Source organism: Aeromonas sp. QDB56 (assembly GCF_027705505.1).
GTDB classification, from domain to species: domain Bacteria; phylum Pseudomonadota; class Gammaproteobacteria; order Enterobacterales; family Aeromonadaceae; genus Aeromonas; species Aeromonas caviae.
In genome coordinates, this window is record NZ_JAPDBZ010000094.1 from 1 (window position 1) to 15,691 (window position 15,691).

Genomic DNA, 15,691 nt, shown 5'->3' on the forward strand with positions numbered 1-15,691 from the left:
GCCAAACCACAGAAGTATGCGACGAGAAAACCTAGTAAAAACAATGCCAGTCAGGCTTAACTGACTGGCATTAGCCCTTGTGGCCGGTTTTTTTATGGGCATGGGTCTGAGAATGGGGAGGGCAGGAGGAGACGATCACGATGGGGGCGAGGCCGTCTTCAGCCCACTGCTCCGCCAGCTGCTTGCTGGAGGATATGGCATGGATTGAGGGGGCCGATCTGGTATCGCCTGCCAGACGGGCAAGCCGGACCTGGCCTTGGTGGACATAAAAAAAACCGGCCACGGAGGCCGGTTTTGCTGTGTGAACTGAACCTGAGGCTAGCGCAGCACCACGTGTTGGAAGCCCTGCACCAGGCTGATGACGGGCTGGGGGTAGATGCCGAGCAATACTACCAGAATGGCGGAGAGCAGCACCACCAGGCCCCCGGAGGAGAAGGCCCAGTCGGCCCTGGCATCGCGCAGTTGCATGCCGGGTTCACGCAGGTAGAGGGTGACCATGACCCGCAGGTAGTAGTAGAGCCCCAGGGCACTGCCGAGCACGATGGCGCCACTGAGCCACCACAGCTTGGCATCGACGGTGACGCCGATGAGGTAGAACTTGCCGATGAACCCCAGCGTCATGGGGATACCCGCGAGGGAGAGCATCATCACCGTCATCACCGCCGTCAGATAGGGGCGCTTCCAGAACAGACCGCGATAACTGTGCAGGGAGTCCGCATCCTTGCCGCGATAGGGGCTGGACATCATGCTGATGACGCCGAAGGCCCCCAGGCTGGTGAACAGGTACATCAGCAGGTAGACACCCGCCGCTTCCACCGGCATCTCGCCGAGGCGGCTTGCCACCACCACCGCCAGCAGATAGCCGAAGTGGGAGATGGAGGAGTAACCCATCATCCGCTTGATGTTGGTCTGGATCAGCGCCAGGAGGTTGCCGACCACGATGGAGATGACTGCCATGGCCGCCAGCAGCCAGTGGATCATGGGATCCGAGGTGGCGGGTACTGCCAGGTAGAAGCGCAGCAGCACGCAGAACACCGCTATCTTGCTCACGGTGGCGAGGAAGGTGGCCACCGGTGCCGGCGCCCCTTCATAGACGTCCGGGGTCCAGAGGTGGAAGGGGGCGAGGGACAGCTTGAACGCAAAGCCGACCAGCATCAGGCCAAAGCCCCCCATCAGCAGCGGATGGTGAGCCGGGCTCTGGGCCAGGGTCACACCGAGATCGTTGAAGCTCAGGCTCCCGGCCTGGGCGTAGAGCAGCGCCATGCCGAACAGCAGGAAAGCGGTGGCACTGGCGGAGAGCACCATGTACTTGATGCTGGCTTCCAGCGAGTGCCGCTCGCGATAGGCATACCCCACCAGACCGAACATGGGCAGGGTCAGCATCTCGATCCCGATGAAGAGCGAGGCGAGGTGACGGGAGGCCGCCAGCACCAGACCACCTGCGGTGGCGATGAGCAGCAGCAGGTAGAACTCTTCCCGGTTGTCCGGATAGCCCTTGAGCCAGGTGCGACCGAAGGTGCAGGTGGCCAGGGCCCCGATGAGCACCAGCCCCATGTAGAAGACCGCGTAAGCGTCTACTTGCAGCAGGGGAGTGACCCCTTGATCCCCCTGGGCCATCACGATGGGCAGGGAGAAGAGCGCGAGGTTGAGGCCGATGATGGTGACCACGAAGGCTGTGTCGTCACAGCGCTTCCAGGCGATGGCCAGCATCAGGGCCACCATGGCACCCGTGGTCAGCAACAGGGGCAGCAGGGCCAGCAGTTGAGAAACAGTAAACGTCATGACAGTGCTCCCGACATGGACAAGGAAGGCGAAAGAGAAAGCATCATTGCAGCGCCCCCGTGCCCGGCAGCGCGTACCAGTGCAGCACGCTCAGGAGGCTGCTGCTGGCGGTGTCGAGCACCGGCTGGGGATAGAGACCGAGCAGCACCAAGAGGCCGGCGATGGTCAGCATCATGGTCAGTTCCCGGGTATCCAGCCCCTTTAGCATGCTCTCCTCCCGGGGCGTCCCGAAGCAGGCCCGCTGCAGCATGATGAGGGAGTAGACCGAGGCCAGCACCAGCCCGAAGGTGGCGATGACGGTGATGACGGGGGCCACCTGGAAGCTGCCGATGAGGATCAGGAACTCGCCGACGAAGTTGCCGGTCCCCGGCATCCCGAGGGATGCAACGGAGAAGAACAGCATCACGCCGGGCAGGTAGCGCAACCGTCCCCAGAGACCGCCCATCTGGCGCAGATCCCGGGTGTGCAGGCGCTCGTAGAGCTGGCCGCACAGGATGAAGAGGCCGGCGGCCGAGAGCCCGTGGGCAATCATCTGTACCACTGCCCCTTGCAGGGCGAGCTCGCTGCCGGAGTAAATGGCGATCATCACGAAGCCCATGTGGGAGATGCTGGTGTAGGCAACCAGCCGCTTGATATCGGTCTGGGCAAAGGCCAGCAGGGCGCCATAGACGATGCCGATGAGGCCGAGCACCATGGCGTAGGGGGCAAACTCGGCGGACGCCTCGGGGAAAAGCGGCAGAGTGAAGCGCAGCAGGCCGTAGGCCGCGGTTTTCAGCAAGATGCCCGCCAAGTCCACGGAGCCTGCGGTGGGCGCCTGGCTGTGGGCATCAGGGAGCCAGCCATGGAGCGGCACCAGGGGCATCTTGACCGCGAAGGCGATGAAGAAGCCCAGCATCAGCAGCCACTGTACCGTGCTGCTCATGGGGGTGTTGAGCAGCTCCTGATAGTTGAAGGTGAAGACACCGGTGGCGGCGTGGTGGGTCAGTACCAGGCCCAGGATGGCCACCAGCATGATGAGGCCGCTCGCCTGGGTGTAGATGAAGAACTTGGTGGCGGCGTTGATGCGCGACTTGCCATCGGTGACCGAGTGGCCCCAGAGCGCGATCAGGAAGTACATCGGCACCAGCATCATCTCCCAGAAGAAGAAGAAGAGGAACAGATCCACCGCCATGAAGACGCCGAGCACGCCCCCCAGGATCCACAGCAGGTTGAGGTGGAAGAAGCCGATGCGCTGGACGATCTCCTTCCAGGAACAGAGGATGGCCAGCACGCCGATGAAGCTGGTGAGGATCACCATCAGGAGCGACAGCCCGTCCACGGCGAGGTGCAGGGAGATGCCGAAGCGGGGGATCCAGGGTTGTTGCCACTCGGCTGCCCAGACGGGGAGGCCGGGGTTGGCGAGGGTGAAGTCACCACCGAGCCAGATGGCGCAGGAGAGCACCAGACAGGCGCTCATGGAGGCGAGGGCCACCCAGCGGACAAACTGTCCGCCGAGCCGCTCCATCTGCCAGCAGAGCAAGCCGCCGATGAAGGGAATTAGCAAGATCCAGAGTAAGGTCACGATATCAGCTCTCATCTAGGTTCTAGTCGGGCAGGCGCTGAGCCTGCCACACAATATTGGGCTCATGGATCAGCCGAGCAGCAGCAGGGCCAGGATCAGGGCGGCGCCCATCCCCATGGAGGCTGCGTACCAGCGCAACTTGCCGGAGACGGTCCAGGCCAGCAGCTGATGCCCCCCCTGGGCCAGCACGGCGGGCAGGTTCATCATCCTGTCCAGCGGATCCTTGCCGAGCAGGCGAGTCGCCAGCAGGTAGGGCTTGACCCAAATCAGGTCATAAAGCCAGTCAAAGCCCCAGGCATTGAACCAGAGGGTGGACAGAGCCCGCCCCGGTGCACTCTCGGCGATCCCCTTCGCCAGGCGACGTTCGCCGAGGAAGAGGAAGGCGGCCAGCGCAATGCCTGCCACGGCGATGACGCCGGAGAGGATCTCGAGGCCATGGCGTCCCTCTTCGATGTGATCTCCCGGGCCGGCCGGCAGCACTCCTGCCAGCGGTGGCACGATGAGGGCGCCGACTCCGGTGGAGAGCACCAGCAGCACCAGCAGTGGCAAATGGTGGGCAAGGCCCTGTCCGGCGTGAGCCTGGGTCTGCTCCTTGCCGTGGAAGGCGATGAAGATGAGGCGGAAGGTGTAGAGGGAGGTGAGGAAGGCACCACCCAGACCGGCCCACAGCAGGGCGCTCTGGCCACTGGCCTGCACCTGCCAGAGGATGGCGTCTTTACTGTAGAAACCGGCGGTCACCAGTGGCAGCGCGGCCAGGGCCGAGCCCCCCACCAGGAAGCAGGCGTAGACCAGCGGCAGCGATTTGCGCAGGCCTCCCATCTTGAAGATGTTCTGCTCGTGGTGGGTCGCAACGATGACGGCCCCGGCGGAGAGGAACAAGAGCGCCTTGAAGAAGGCGTGGGTCATCAGGTGGAAGATGGCCCCTTCCCAGGCACCGATCCCCAGGGCCAGGAACATGTAGCCTATCTGGCTCATGGTGGAGTAAGCCAGGATCCGCTTGATGTCGGTCTGCACCAGGGCGGCAAAACCGGCGAGCACCAGGGTGATGGCACCGACCAGGGCCACCAGATGGAGGATCTCGGGAGCCAGCAGGAAGAGGCCGTGGGTGCGGGCGATGAGGTAGACACCGGCGGTCACCATGGTGGCCGCGTGGATCAACGCCGAGACCGGGGTCGGGCCAGCCATGGCGTCCGCCAGCCAGGTCTGCAGCGGCAGCTGGGCGGATTTGCCGACCGCGCCGCCGAGCAGCATCAGGCAGGCGAACGACAGGGCAGGGGAGCCTTCTGCGAACATCGCGGGGGCGCGCACCAGCAGCTCGTGAATGTTGAGGGTGCCGAGCTCGCGATAGAGCACGAAGAGCCCGATGGCGAGGAAGACGTCGCCGACCCGGGTCACCACGAACGCCTTGAGGGCGGCGGCGCCGTTGTTGCGATCCTTGTAGTAGAAGCCGATCAGCAGGTAGCTGCACAGCCCCACTCCTTCCCAGCCCAGATAGACGAACAGCAGGTCATCGGCCAGCACCAGGAACAGCATGCTGGCGATGAAGAGGTTGGTGTAGGTGAAGAAGCGTGAATACCCCTCTTCCCCGCGCATGTACCAGGAGGCGAACAGGTGGATGAAGAAGCCCACCCCGGTCACGACCCCCAGCATGGTCAGCGACAGCCCATCCAGGGAGAGACGGAAGGCGGGCTGGAACTCGCCCACCGTCATCCACTGCCACAGGGTCTGGGTATAGACGCCGCCTTCCGGCATGGTATTGAGAAAATCGATGCCGACCCACAGGGTAGTGAGGGCCGAGAGACCGATGCTGCCGACACCGATGAGCGCCGAGGTGCGCTCGCTGAGGCGGCCGAGGGAGAAGGCCAGCAGCAGCCATCCCAGCAGCGGGAACAGGAAAGTCAGATATAGGAGGCTCATCCGCGCATCTCGCTCACAGTGTCCACGTTCAGGGTGTGGTAACGACGATAGAGCAGCAGTAACAGGGCGAGGCCGATACTGGCCTCCGCTGCCGCCAGAGAAATCACCAGTATGTACATGATCTGGCCGTCGGCCTGGGCCCAGCGGCTACCCGCCACCACGAACGCCAGGGCAGACGCGTTCATCATGATTTCGATACTCATGAGGATAAACAACAGGTTGCGGCGTATCAGCAGGCCGCACAGGCCGATGGCAAACAAAATGGCCGCCAGCAGGAGGCCGTGCTCCATGGGAATTCCACTCATCGCCATGCTCCTTGTGCTTGCTGGATGGAAAGGGGGCGGGCTGCCGGCAGCGAGCCATGCATCACCACGGGGATGTCGCTCATTGCTGACCTCCTTCCTGTGTGGTGCGAGGCACGGAGAGCACTTCCCCGCTCTTGTCCTCGCGGCCCAGGTGATAGGCGGTGACCAGACCCGCCAGCAGCAGGATGGAGGCGAGCTCCACCGCCAGCACATAGGGGCCGAACAGGGTGATACCGACTTCCTTGGCGCTGACCTCGGTCAGACCCAGTTCACCGCCGGTCACGCCGAGAATGCCGTGGGCCAGAAAGCCCAGCAAAATGAGGGAGAGCAGGGCCGGGCCACCCCAGGTCATGGGGGTGAGCCACTTCTTCTCCTGATCCTGGGCGCTCCCCAGGTTCAGCATCATCACCACGAACACGAACAGCACCATGATGGCGCCGGCGTAGACGATCACCTGCAGGGCCCCCGCAAAGGCGGCGCCCAGGCAGAAGAAGATCATGGCCACGGCGATGAGGGAGATGATGAGATTGAGCAGCGCATGCATGGGGTTGCTGGTGCTGATCACCCGCAGCGTGCTGTAAACGGCGACCAGGGCCGCGGCATAGAATGCCAGTTCCATGATTGACTCCTAGGGCAGCAGGCTCTTGACATCGATGGGCTTGGCTTCGTTCTCGGCATCCCCTTTGGGTTTGCCGTCGATGGCCATCCCGCTCATGCGGTAGAAGTTGTAGTCCGGATATTTGCCGGGGCCGCTTATCAGCAGATCTTCCTTCTCGTACACCAGATCCTGGCGACGATACTCCCCCATCTCGAAATCCGGCGTCAACTGGATGGCGGTGGTGGGGCAGGCCTCCTCGCACAGGCCGCAGAAGATGCAACGGGAGAAGTTGATGCGAAAGAACTCCGGGTACCAGCGGCCATCTTCCCGCTCCGACTTCTGCAAAGAGATGCAACCGACCGGGCAGGCAACAGCACACAGGTTGCACGCCACGCAGCGTTCGTCGCCATCGGGATCCCGGGTCAGTACGATGCGACCGCGAAAGCGGGGGGCGGCGTAGACCGGCTGCTCCGGGTAGCTCAGGGTTTCACGGGGGCGCCAGGCATGGGAGAAGACCATCCCAAGACTGCGCAACTGGGTGCCAACACCCTTGATAATGCTCGTAATTTTCATAGGTGCCTCACTGCACATTTATCAGCACTGGCGCCTGGGCGTTTCCTTGCCGCAGACGGCCGAATCATCGTCATGTCCATCTCGTTTTGCTCACGCATTCATCAGCACCACGGCAGCGGTGACCAGCATGTTGAGCAGGGTCAGGGGCAGGCACACTTTCCAGCCAAAGGACATCACCTGGTCGAAGCGCGGGCGGGGCAGGGAGGCCCGCAGCAGGATGAAGAACACCATGAAACAGGCTGTCTTCAGGGCGAACCAGATGAAGGGCGGCAGCCAGGGGCCGTGCCAGCCACCGAAGAAGAGGGTCACGATGAGTGAAGAGATCAGCACGATGCCGATGTACTCCCCCACGAAGAAGAGACCCCACTTCATGCCCGCGTACTCGATGTGATAGCCGTCGGCGAGCTCCTGCTCGGCCTCCGGCTGGTCAAACGGGTGGCGGTGGGTGACGGCGACCCCGGCAAACAGGAAGGTGACGAAGCCCAGGATCTGGGGGATCACGTTCCACATGCCGGCCTGGGCCTCGACGATGTCACGCAGGTTGAAGCTGCCGGTCTGGATGACGATGCCCATGAGCGAGAGGCCAAGGAACACCTCGTAGGAGAGGGTCTGGGCCGAGGCGCGCAGGCTGCCGAGCAGGGAGTACTTGTTGTTGCTCGACCAGCCTGCGAAGAGCACGGCATAGACCGCCAGCCCGGCGATCGCCAGGATATAGAGCAGCCCCACGTTGAGATCCGCCACGCCCCAGGTGGGGGTGATGGGTACCACCGCAAACGCCAGGATGAAGGCGGTGAAGGCGATGATGGGGGCCAGCACGAAGATCCGGCGATCCGCAAAGGGCGGGATCCAGTCCTCCTTGAAGAACATCTTGACCATGTCGGCTGCCAGTTGCAGCAGGCCGAAGGGGCCAACCCGGTTGGGGCCGTAACGGTCCTGCCACAGTGCCAGCAGGCGGCGCTCAATGAAGCTCATGAAGGCGCCAGCCCCCACGATCCCCACGAGTACGACCAGGGCCTTGCCGACCTCGATCAGCAGATCCATCAGAGAGTCGCTCATGCGATGACCTCCTGCAGGTTATCGATCAGGGCATGGTGCAGGGCGGTCGGCAGGCCGTTCACCCCGAGTGGCAACCCTGCCAGGCCCGGAGCCAGCGCATCGCTCAGGCGAAGACGCAGGCGCCAGTGGTTGCCACCCCAGGAGAAGGCCACCAGTGCGTCAGGGGATAGTGCCAGGCGCGCGGCATCCGCCGGGTTCAGTACCAGGGTGGGTTCCCCCATGCGAGCCTGGATGACCGGGCTTCTGGCGGAGAGCTCCTCGCCACCGAACAGCTGGTCATAGCTCACCACCTGCAGGGATGCGGCGGGCTGGAAGGGGGCCGGGATGGTGCCAAACCAGCCCAGGTTGCCTTCGCCCGGCTCCAGCAGGCGGCGACCGGGATCCCCGGCACGCAGGTTGCCGCCCACCTCGTCCTGGAACTTGTTCCAGGCGGAGGGGGAGTTCCAGCCCGGCGCCCAGGCAAACGGTACCTGGGAGAGGGGCTGGCGGGCACCGGCGTAGCCTTCCATGGAGAAGGCGAACGGTGAATCGGGATCCTGGGCGACTCTGGGCTCGCTCACGTTCTGGTTCGCCAGCATGGAGGTGCGACCACTGTAGCGGTGCGGCTCCCGGGCGAGCTTCATGCCGCGAATGCGCAGGCCGGCGTTGGGTGCAGCTTCACCCATGGTGGTGAGCAGCGGGGCGCTGGCGGCGCAATCGCGACTGACATCGTCGAAGGTGTTCCAGCGAACCGAACGCGGTTGCTGGCTCCCTTGCAGGGCATCCAGCCAGCGCCAGCTCTCGCGCACCTGGATATCGGCGTTGTAGAAGGCGGGAGCATAGACCTGGAAGAAGCGCTGGGCGCGGCCTTCCATGTTGACCAGGGTGCCATCGCCTTCTGCAAAACTGGCGGCAGGCAGCACCAAATCCGCCTTCTTCGCGGTGGCCGTCTCCTGATGGTCGATGACCAGCAGGTGTTGCAAGCGATCCAGGGCGGCGTCCACCCGGCTGCGGGGGGCTCGGCGGTAGAGGTCGTTCTCAAGAACGACCAGGGCAAGCCTCTCTTCCCCTTCCATGCGTTCGAGGGCTGCCTCCAGCGGGGCGGCATGCCGGGCCAGTATGGCCAGCCCCACGCTGTTGGCTTCCTGAGCCACGAGGGCAAGCTCCGCGGCCTGGCCACGGCCCTTGAGGGCGCGGGCGATGTTGCTGGCCGCATCGATCAGCGCCTCGTTGCGGGCACCATTGCCTGCGATGATGAGGGGCTTTTTGGCGTTGCCAAGCAGGTCGGCCCATTGGGCGGCGAGGGCCTGCTGTTCGGGGGAGAGATCCGTTGGCGCCGGTGCACTGGCGACCAGCAGGTGGGCGATGGCAAACCCGAGGAGCGCCTGATCCGCGTGGGGGGCGTGCAGGGTGCTGCTCGCCACGTCATCCAGGCGGGTGGCATCCAGACTGGTGATGAGCAAGGGGTAGCGCTGGTTCTGGGCCAGGGTCTGTACGGCAGCGACCTGCCAGAGATCCACCTTCAGCTTGCGGGCAATTTCGCGCCCCTTGCCTTTCACTGCCTGGCGCAGGGCCAGGGCGATGCGGGCGGCGGTCTGGGTGACATCTTCCCCGAGCACCAGCACGGCGTCGGCTTCTTCCATGTCGCGCAGGCTGGGAGTGCGCACGCCGCCGTGCTCCAGAATGTCCAGCATCTTCTGCAGGCATTTCCATTCGCTCTGCTCGACCCCGGAGTAGAAGTTGGCGGCCCCCACCAGTTCGCGCAGTGCGAAGTTGCTCTCCAAGGAGGCGCGGGGTGAGCCAATGCCGATGACGCCGCTGGCAGTGCGCAGCGCATCCGCGGCCCGGTTCAGGGCGCCATCCACCGTGATGGCCAGCTTGTCACTGCCATCCTGCAGCAGGGGCTGGCGCGGGCGGTCGGTCAGATTGACGTGACCGTAGCCGAAGCGGCCGCGATCGCAGAGGAAATAGTGGTTCAGGGCACCGTGGAAACGGTTCTCGATGCGGCGCAGCTCGCCGTAGCGCTCACCCGGGCTGATGTTGCAGCCGACCGAGCACCCCTGGCAGATGCTGGGGGCGAACTGCATGTCCCACTTGCGGTTGTAACGCTCGGAGTGGGTCTTGTCGGTGAAGACGCCGGTGGGACAGACCTCCACCAGGTTGCCGGAGAATTCGCTCTCCAGAGTGCCATCCTCGACCCGACCGAAGTAGACGTTGTCATGGGCGCCATAGACCCCGAGATCCTCGCCACCTGCGTAATCCTTGTAATAGCGCACGCAGCGGTAGCAGGCGATGCAGCGGTTCATCTCGTGGTTGATGAAGGGGCCCAGATCCTGATTCTGGTGGGTGCGCTTGGTGAAACGGTAGCGGCGGCTGTTGTGGCCCGTCATCACCGTCATGTCCTGCAGGTGGCAGGCGCCACCCTCTTCGCACACCGGGCAGTCGTGGGGGTGGTTGGTCATCTGCCACTCCACCACTGTCTTGCGAAACTCCTTCGCCTCTTCATCCTCGATGGAGATATAGGTGCCATCGGTGGAAGGGGTCATGCAGGACATGACCAGGCGGCCGCGCTTGTCGTCGGCATTCTGATACTGTTTGACCGCGCACTGGCGGCAGGCACCGACGCTACCGAGCGCCGGGTGCCAGCAAAAATAGGGGACGTCCAGACCCAGCGACAGACAGGCTTGCAGCAGGTTGTCTGCCCCGTCTACCTCGTACTCTTTACCGTCTACATGAATGGTTGCCATACAACTTCCCTGAAACCTGTTTTATGAAATCGGCTATTGCCCGATGCGTCCTGGCGCTTACCAGCGCTCGCCCAGCAGGTTGGGCTGGATACCCTTGAACAGCTTGTGATTGTCATGGGGGGCCTTGACCCCGGCCTCGAACTCGGACCGGAAATACTTCATCGCACTGCCAAGGGGCTCGACGGCGCCGGGGGCATGGGCACAGAAGGTCTTGCCCGGGCCCAGGAAACTGACGAGCTGTTCCAGGGTCGCGAGATCCTCGGGTTGGCCCTCGCCCCGCTCCAGCGCCCGCAGGATCTTGACGCTCCAGGGCAGGCCGTCGCGGCAGGGGGTGCACCAGCCGCAGGATTCGCGGGCAAAGAACTCCTCCATGTTGCGCAGCAGGGAGACCATGTTGATGCTGTCATCCACCGCCATGGCAAGGCCCGTACCCATGCGGGTGCCCACCTTGCCGATGCCGCCAGCGTACATCTGGGCATCCAGGTGCTCGGGCAGCAGGAAGCCGGTGCCGGCGCCGCCCGGTTGCCAGGTTTTCAGGCGATAGCCGGGCTTCATGCCGCCTGCGTACTCCTCGAACAGCTCGCGGGCGGTGATGCCAAAGGGCAGCTCCCACAGGCCGGGATTGTTGACCTTGCCGGAGAAGCCCATCAGCTTGGTGCCGTGATCTTCCGAACCCGGCAGTGCCAGCCCCTGATACCAGGCCACACCGTTGCCGATGATGGAGGGGACGTTGCACAGGGTTTCGACGTTGTTGACGCAGGTGGGCTTGCCCCAGACGCCGGAGACGGCGGGGAAGGGGGGTTTGGCCCGCGGGTTGGCGCGCCGTCCTTCCAGGGAGTTGATGAGGGCCGTCTCTTCGCCGCAGATGTAGCGACCTGCGCCGGTGTGGACGAACAGCTCGAAGTCAAAGCCCGAGCCCAGGATGTTCTTGCCAAGGAGCCCCGCGGCCTTGGCCTCTTCCACGGCGCGGCGCAGGTGGATGGCGGCATCCACGTACTCGCCGCGCAGGAAGATGTAGCCACGATAGGCCTTGAGAGCACGTGCACTGATGATCATCCCCTCGATCAGCAGGTGGGGCAGCTGCTCCATCAGCATGCGGTCTTTGTAGGTATTGGGTTCCATCTCGTCGGCGTTGCAGAGCAGGTAACGGATGTTCATGCTCTCGTCTTTGGGCATCAGGCCCCACTTCACGCCGGTGGAGAAACCGGCGCCGCCGCGTCCCTTGAGGCCGGCATCCTTGACGGTGCTGACGATGTCATCCGGGCTCATCTGGCCAAGGGCCTTGCGGGCGGCCTCATAGCCCTGTTTTGCCTGATACTCCTCGAGCCACACCGGCTGGCCATCGTCCCGCAGGCGCCAGGTGAGAGGGTGAGTCTCGGCGGTGCGGGGGATGCGATTGGCGGTGCCGAGGGAGGCAAGCGTCTTGCCTGGCTGAATGCTCATGGGTAAGCCTCCAGGGTTTTCAGCAGGCTGACGGCATCGAGTCCGCCATAGGTATCGTCATCGATCATGATGGCCGGCCCCTTGTCACAGTTGCCGAGGCAGCAGACCGGCAGCAGGGTGAAGCGGCCGTCGGCGGAGGTCTGGCCGGGGGCCAGGTCCATCACCTCTTTCAGCCCGGCCAGCAGTTGTTCGTGGCCGTTGATGTAGCAGACCATGCTGTCGCAGACGCGGATGATGTGGCGACCGACCGGCTGGCGGAAGATCTGGCTGTAGAAGGTGGCGACCCCCTCCACGTCGCTGGCGGGGATGCCGAGCTCGGCGGCGATGGCGTGGATGGCACTGTCAGGTACCCAGCCACGGGCCTGTTGCACTATCTTGAGCGCTTCGATGCTGGCTGCACGGGGATCTTCGTAGTGGTGTTTCTCGTGTTCGATGGCATCGCGCTCAGCCTGGCTCAGGACGAAATCTCCCTGCTGGCTGCTGCATGCCCCTTGCCCTTGTGGGGTCTGGTTATTGTGACACTGACATTGGCTCATGACTTGACCTTTTGTGGCTTGTCCCTTTACTGCGCGTCTTGCCCTTCGCCCCGGCTGCCGGGGCGAGAGGACTCAACGATCCACATCTGACATAACGAAATCGATACTGCCCAGGTAGACGATAAGATCCGACACCATCTGGCCGCGGATCACCGAGGGGATCTGCTGCAGGTGGGCGAAACTCGGGGTGCGGATCCGCGTCCGGTAGCTCATGGTGGATCCGTCGCTGGTCAGGTAATAGCTGTTGACCCCCTTGGTCGCCTCTATCATCTGGAAGGACTCGGCGGCCGGCATGACAGGCCCCCAGGAGACTTGCAGGAAGTGGGTGATCAGGGTTTCGATGTCCTGCAGGGTGCGCTCTTTGGGCGGTGGCGTGGTGAGCGGGTGATCCGCCTTGAAGGGGCCCTCAGGCATATTTTTCATGCACTGCTCGATAATCGACAGGCTCTGGCGGATCTCCTCGATGCGTACGGTGGCGCGGTCGTAGGCGTCCCCGTTGCTGCCCACCGGCACCTCGAACTCGAACTGATCGTAACCGGAATAGGGGCGCCATTTGCGCACGTCAAAGTTGAGCCCCGTGGCACGCAGACCGCCCCCCGTGGTGCCCCAGGCCAGGGCCTGGGCCGTGTTGTAGGCGGCGACGCCGATTGTGCGGCCCCGCAGTATGCTGTTGCGCATGGCCGCCTTTTCATACTCCATCAACCGCTTTGGCAGCCAGCTCAACAGGTTGTCCTGGATGAGGCGGGTCCAGCCGGCAGGCAGATCGTGGGCCACGCCGCCGATACGGAACCAGGCCGGGTGCATACGGGCTCCGGTGATGGCCTCGATGATGGTGTAGATCTTCTGGCGGTCCGTGAAGGTGAAGAAGACCGGGGTCATGGCCCCCACGTCCTGAATGTAGGTGCCAAGGAACAGCAGGTGGCTCTGGATGCGGAACAGCTCCGCCATCATCACCCGGATCATGTCGACCCGCGCCGGCACCTTGATGCCGGCCAGCTTCTCGACCGCCAGCACATAGGGCAGGTTGTTCATCACGCCGCCCAGGTATTCGACCCGGTCGGTGTAGGGGATGTAGCTGTGCCAGGACTGGCGCTCGCCCATCTTCTCGGCGCCGCGGTGGTGATAGCCGATGTCGGGCACGCAGTCGCGGATCTCTTCCCCGTCTAGTTGCAGCACCAGGCGGAAGGCGCCGTGGGCGGAGGGGTGGTTCGGCCCGAGGTTCAGGAACATGTAGTCCTCGTTCTCGTTGCCGCGGGCCATGCCCCACTCTTCCGGCTTGAACAGCAGGTTGTCCTGCTCCTGATCCTGCTTGACCGCATCGAGCATGAAGGGATCAAACTCGGTGGCGCGCGCCGGGTAGTCCTTGCGCAGGGGGTGCCCTTGCCAGCTCTTGGGCATCATGATGCGGGTCAGATGGGGGTGGCCATCGAAGGTGATCCCCATCAGATCCCACACTTCCCGCTCGTACCAGTTGGCGTTGGGGAAGTGGCGGCTGACGGTGGGCAGATGGAGATCGCTCTCCTTGAGCGCCACCTTCAGCATCACGTCGGCGTTACGGTCGATGGAGATGAGGTGATAGAAGACGGTAAAGTCGCTCTCCGGCAGGCCGTGGCGATGGCTGCGCATCCGTTCGTCGGTGGCGCTGAGATCGAACAGCATAACGAAGGGGGAGGGCAGCTTTTGCAAGAAGCCCATCACGTCCAGCAGCAGATCCCGGGAGAGCCAGATGACCGGCACGCCGGTACGGGTGCTCTGCACGGTGAAGCGCTCGGCACCGAAGTGGGCGAACAGCTCGCCGACCACCTGGGCATCGGCGTGATCGGCGGTTTGCCACTGTGCCATGGTGTAATTGCTTGGGAATTCTCGAGTCAGTTTCATGATCAGATCTCATCCGGCGTGCGCAGGTTGGTCACGTTGATCCGCTCGCCGCGCTTGCGTTCCTTCTCGGATTGCATCTGGGGACGGTAGATCCCCTGATCTCCCACCACCCAGGAGAGGGGGCGGCGTTCCTTGCCGATGGACTCCTGCAGCAGCATCAGGGCTTGCAGGAAGGCCTCGGGGCGGGGCGGGCAGCCCGGAATGTAGACATCGACCGGCAGGAACTTGTCCACCCCCTGTACCACGGAGTAGATGTCATACATGCCGCCGGAGTTGGCGCAGGCCCCCATGGAGATAACCCACTTGGGCTCGAGCAACTGCTCATAGAGCCGCTGGATGACAGGGGCCATCTTGATGAAGGGGGTGCCGGCAATCACCATGAAGTCAGCCTGACGGGGGGAGGCTCGTATGACCTCAGCACCGAAGCGAGCCACGTCGTGGGGAGAGGTGAAGGCGGTACACATCTCCACGTAGCAGCAGGAGATGCCGAAGTTGTAGGGCCAGAGGGAGTTCTTGCGGCCCCAGTTGACGGTGTCTTGCAGCACCTCTTCGAGGCGCCCGATCATGATGCCGCGGGTCGCTTGCTGCGCCAGTGGATCATCGACGGTCTGGCGCTGTTCCTGGGGGTAGCGCTCAACGGGCGCATCCGGGTCAATCCGGGTCAGGGTGTACTTCATGGTGCAACCTCAAAGAGATAATCGGTAGTTCAGTCTGGTTTCTTGTCAGTCAGGACACGCTTTTTCGGGGCCCAGTCGAGGGCACCAATGCGCCACAGGTAGAGGAGGCCTACCAGCAGCAGGGTGATGAAGATGGTGGCTTCGATGAAGCCGACCCAGCCGCTCTCCCGAACTGAGACGGACCAGGCAAAGAGATAGAGGGCTTCGACATCGAAGATGACGAAGAACATGGCGACCAGGTAGAACTTGGCGGAGAAGCGCAGGCGGGCGTTGCCGACGGAATCCACCCCGGATTCGAAGGGTTTGTTCTTGGCACGGCCATAGGCGCGTCCCCCCAGCAAGGCCGCCAGGCCTATCATGGTCAAGCAGATACAGATGGCGCCAATGACATAGACAGCAAAAGCCCAGTGCTGGACGGCAATATCAGCAAACATATAGGTTTTTCCCTAACCAAATTAATCATGTGACTTAACAATGATGTTACGTAGTATGCCACTTTCGTACTGATTTACATGTCATTTCAAAGGATTAATTATTAATCAACGGGATGAAAATTGTGTTTTGCTAGGGAAGGTGCGAATAAGTCATATGGCACGAGAGCATTTACTGGTAACCCATTGATATTAAATGACTAAAATT

Annotated in this window: 13 protein-coding genes; all 13 read right to left on the reverse strand. The window is 63.1% G+C overall.

Going from position 1 to position 15,691, the window contains the following annotated elements:
- Nucleotides 1-318 precede the first annotated feature (318 nt).
- Nucleotides 319-1,782, reverse strand: a complete 1,464-nt coding sequence (nuoN, locus tag OKB81_RS14215; protein ID WP_160838647.1) for an NADH-quinone oxidoreductase subunit NuoN — start codon at nucleotides 1,780-1,782, stop codon at nucleotides 319-321.
- Nucleotides 1,783-1,825: 43 nt separating this feature from the next.
- Nucleotides 1,826-3,343: an NADH-quinone oxidoreductase subunit M gene (gene nuoM, locus OKB81_RS14220; RefSeq protein ID WP_160838649.1), complete on the reverse strand. Its 1,518-nt coding sequence runs from the start codon at nucleotides 3,341-3,343 to the stop codon at nucleotides 1,826-1,828.
- Between the two features lie 69 nt (nucleotides 3,344-3,412).
- Nucleotides 3,413-5,260, reverse strand: coding sequence for an NADH-quinone oxidoreductase subunit L (gene nuoL, locus OKB81_RS14225; RefSeq protein ID WP_160838651.1), 1,848 nt, complete (start codon nucleotides 5,258-5,260; stop codon nucleotides 3,413-3,415).
- Nucleotides 5,257-5,565, reverse strand: a complete 309-nt coding sequence (gene nuoK / locus OKB81_RS14230; protein ID WP_010675036.1) for an NADH-quinone oxidoreductase subunit NuoK — start codon at nucleotides 5,563-5,565, stop codon at nucleotides 5,257-5,259. Before nuoK ends, nuoL begins: the two co-directional genes overlap by 4 nt.
- Nucleotides 5,566-5,644: 79 nt before the next feature.
- A complete protein-coding gene (gene nuoJ, locus OKB81_RS14235; protein WP_160838653.1) occupies nucleotides 5,645-6,184 on the reverse strand; it encodes an NADH-quinone oxidoreductase subunit J in 540 nt (179 codons plus the stop codon).
- 9 nt (nucleotides 6,185-6,193) lie between these two features.
- Nucleotides 6,194-6,736: an NADH-quinone oxidoreductase subunit NuoI gene (gene nuoI, locus OKB81_RS14240; RefSeq protein ID WP_010675034.1), complete on the reverse strand. Its 543-nt coding sequence runs from the start codon at nucleotides 6,734-6,736 to the stop codon at nucleotides 6,194-6,196.
- 90 nt (nucleotides 6,737-6,826) lie between these two features.
- A complete protein-coding gene (gene nuoH, locus OKB81_RS14245) occupies nucleotides 6,827-7,792 on the reverse strand; it encodes an NADH-quinone oxidoreductase subunit NuoH (RefSeq protein WP_010675033.1) in 966 nt (321 codons plus the stop codon).
- A complete protein-coding gene (gene nuoG, locus OKB81_RS14250; RefSeq protein WP_270805287.1) occupies nucleotides 7,789-10,518 on the reverse strand; it encodes an NADH-quinone oxidoreductase subunit NuoG in 2,730 nt (909 codons plus the stop codon). The genes nuoH and nuoG overlap by 4 nt, the downstream gene beginning before the upstream one ends.
- A gap of 57 nt (nucleotides 10,519-10,575) precedes the next feature.
- Nucleotides 10,576-11,961, reverse strand: a complete 1,386-nt coding sequence (nuoF, locus tag OKB81_RS14255) for an NADH-quinone oxidoreductase subunit NuoF (RefSeq protein ID WP_160838657.1) — start codon at nucleotides 11,959-11,961, stop codon at nucleotides 10,576-10,578.
- A complete protein-coding gene (nuoE, locus tag OKB81_RS14260) occupies nucleotides 11,958-12,497 on the reverse strand; it encodes an NADH-quinone oxidoreductase subunit NuoE (RefSeq protein ID WP_234888640.1) in 540 nt (179 codons plus the stop codon). Before nuoE ends, nuoF begins: the two co-directional genes overlap by 4 nt.
- A gap of 72 nt (nucleotides 12,498-12,569) precedes the next feature.
- Nucleotides 12,570-14,375: an NADH-quinone oxidoreductase subunit C/D gene (gene nuoC / locus OKB81_RS14265; RefSeq protein ID WP_041211563.1), complete on the reverse strand. Its 1,806-nt coding sequence runs from the start codon at nucleotides 14,373-14,375 to the stop codon at nucleotides 12,570-12,572.
- A 2-nt stretch (nucleotides 14,376-14,377) separates the two neighbouring features.
- Nucleotides 14,378-15,052: a NuoB/complex I 20 kDa subunit family protein gene (locus OKB81_RS14270; protein ID WP_010675028.1), complete on the reverse strand. Its 675-nt coding sequence runs from the start codon at nucleotides 15,050-15,052 to the stop codon at nucleotides 14,378-14,380.
- Nucleotides 15,053-15,081: 29 nt separating this feature from the next.
- The gene (locus OKB81_RS14275) at nucleotides 15,082-15,486 is read right to left on the reverse strand and encodes an NADH-quinone oxidoreductase subunit A (RefSeq protein WP_039038710.1); all 405 of its coding nucleotides are present in this window, start codon (nucleotides 15,484-15,486) and stop codon (nucleotides 15,082-15,084) included.
- Between the last annotated feature and the right edge of the window lie 205 nt (nucleotides 15,487-15,691).

Bases quoted from the DNA above. Each gene is read 5' to 3' on its own strand.
- nuoN (WP_160838647.1), bottom strand. From the start codon at position 1,782: ATGACGTTTACTGTTTCTCAACTGCTGGCCCTGCTGCCCCTGTTGCTG.
- nuoL (WP_160838651.1), bottom strand. From the start codon at position 5,260: ATGAGCCTCCTATATCTGACTTTCCTGTTCCCGCTGCTGGGATGGCTG.
- nuoK (WP_010675036.1), bottom strand. From the start codon at position 5,565: ATGAGTGGAATTCCCATGGAGCACGGCCTCCTGCTGGCGGCCATTTTG.
- nuoJ (WP_160838653.1), bottom strand. From the start codon at position 6,184: ATGGAACTGGCATTCTATGCCGCGGCCCTGGTCGCCGTTTACAGCACG.
- nuoI (WP_010675034.1), bottom strand. From the start codon at position 6,736: ATGAAAATTACGAGCATTATCAAGGGTGTTGGCACCCAGTTGCGCAGT.
- nuoH (WP_010675033.1), bottom strand. From the start codon at position 7,792: ATGAGCGACTCTCTGATGGATCTGCTGATCGAGGTCGGCAAGGCCCTG.
- nuoG (WP_270805287.1), bottom strand. From the start codon at position 10,518: ATGGCAACCATTCATGTAGACGGTAAAGAGTACGAGGTAGACGGGGCA.
- nuoF (WP_160838657.1), bottom strand. From the start codon at position 11,961: ATGAGCATTCAGCCAGGCAAGACGCTTGCCTCCCTCGGCACCGCCAAT.
- nuoE (WP_234888640.1), bottom strand. From the start codon at position 12,497: ATGAGCCAATGTCAGTGTCACAATAACCAGACCCCACAAGGGCAAGGG.
- nuoC (WP_041211563.1), bottom strand. From the start codon at position 14,375: ATGAAACTGACTCGAGAATTCCCAAGCAATTACACCATGGCACAGTGG.
- OKB81_RS14270 (WP_010675028.1), bottom strand. From the start codon at position 15,052: ATGAAGTACACCCTGACCCGGATTGACCCGGATGCGCCCGTTGAGCGC.
- OKB81_RS14275 (WP_039038710.1), bottom strand. From the start codon at position 15,486: ATGTTTGCTGATATTGCCGTCCAGCACTGGGCTTTTGCTGTCTATGTC.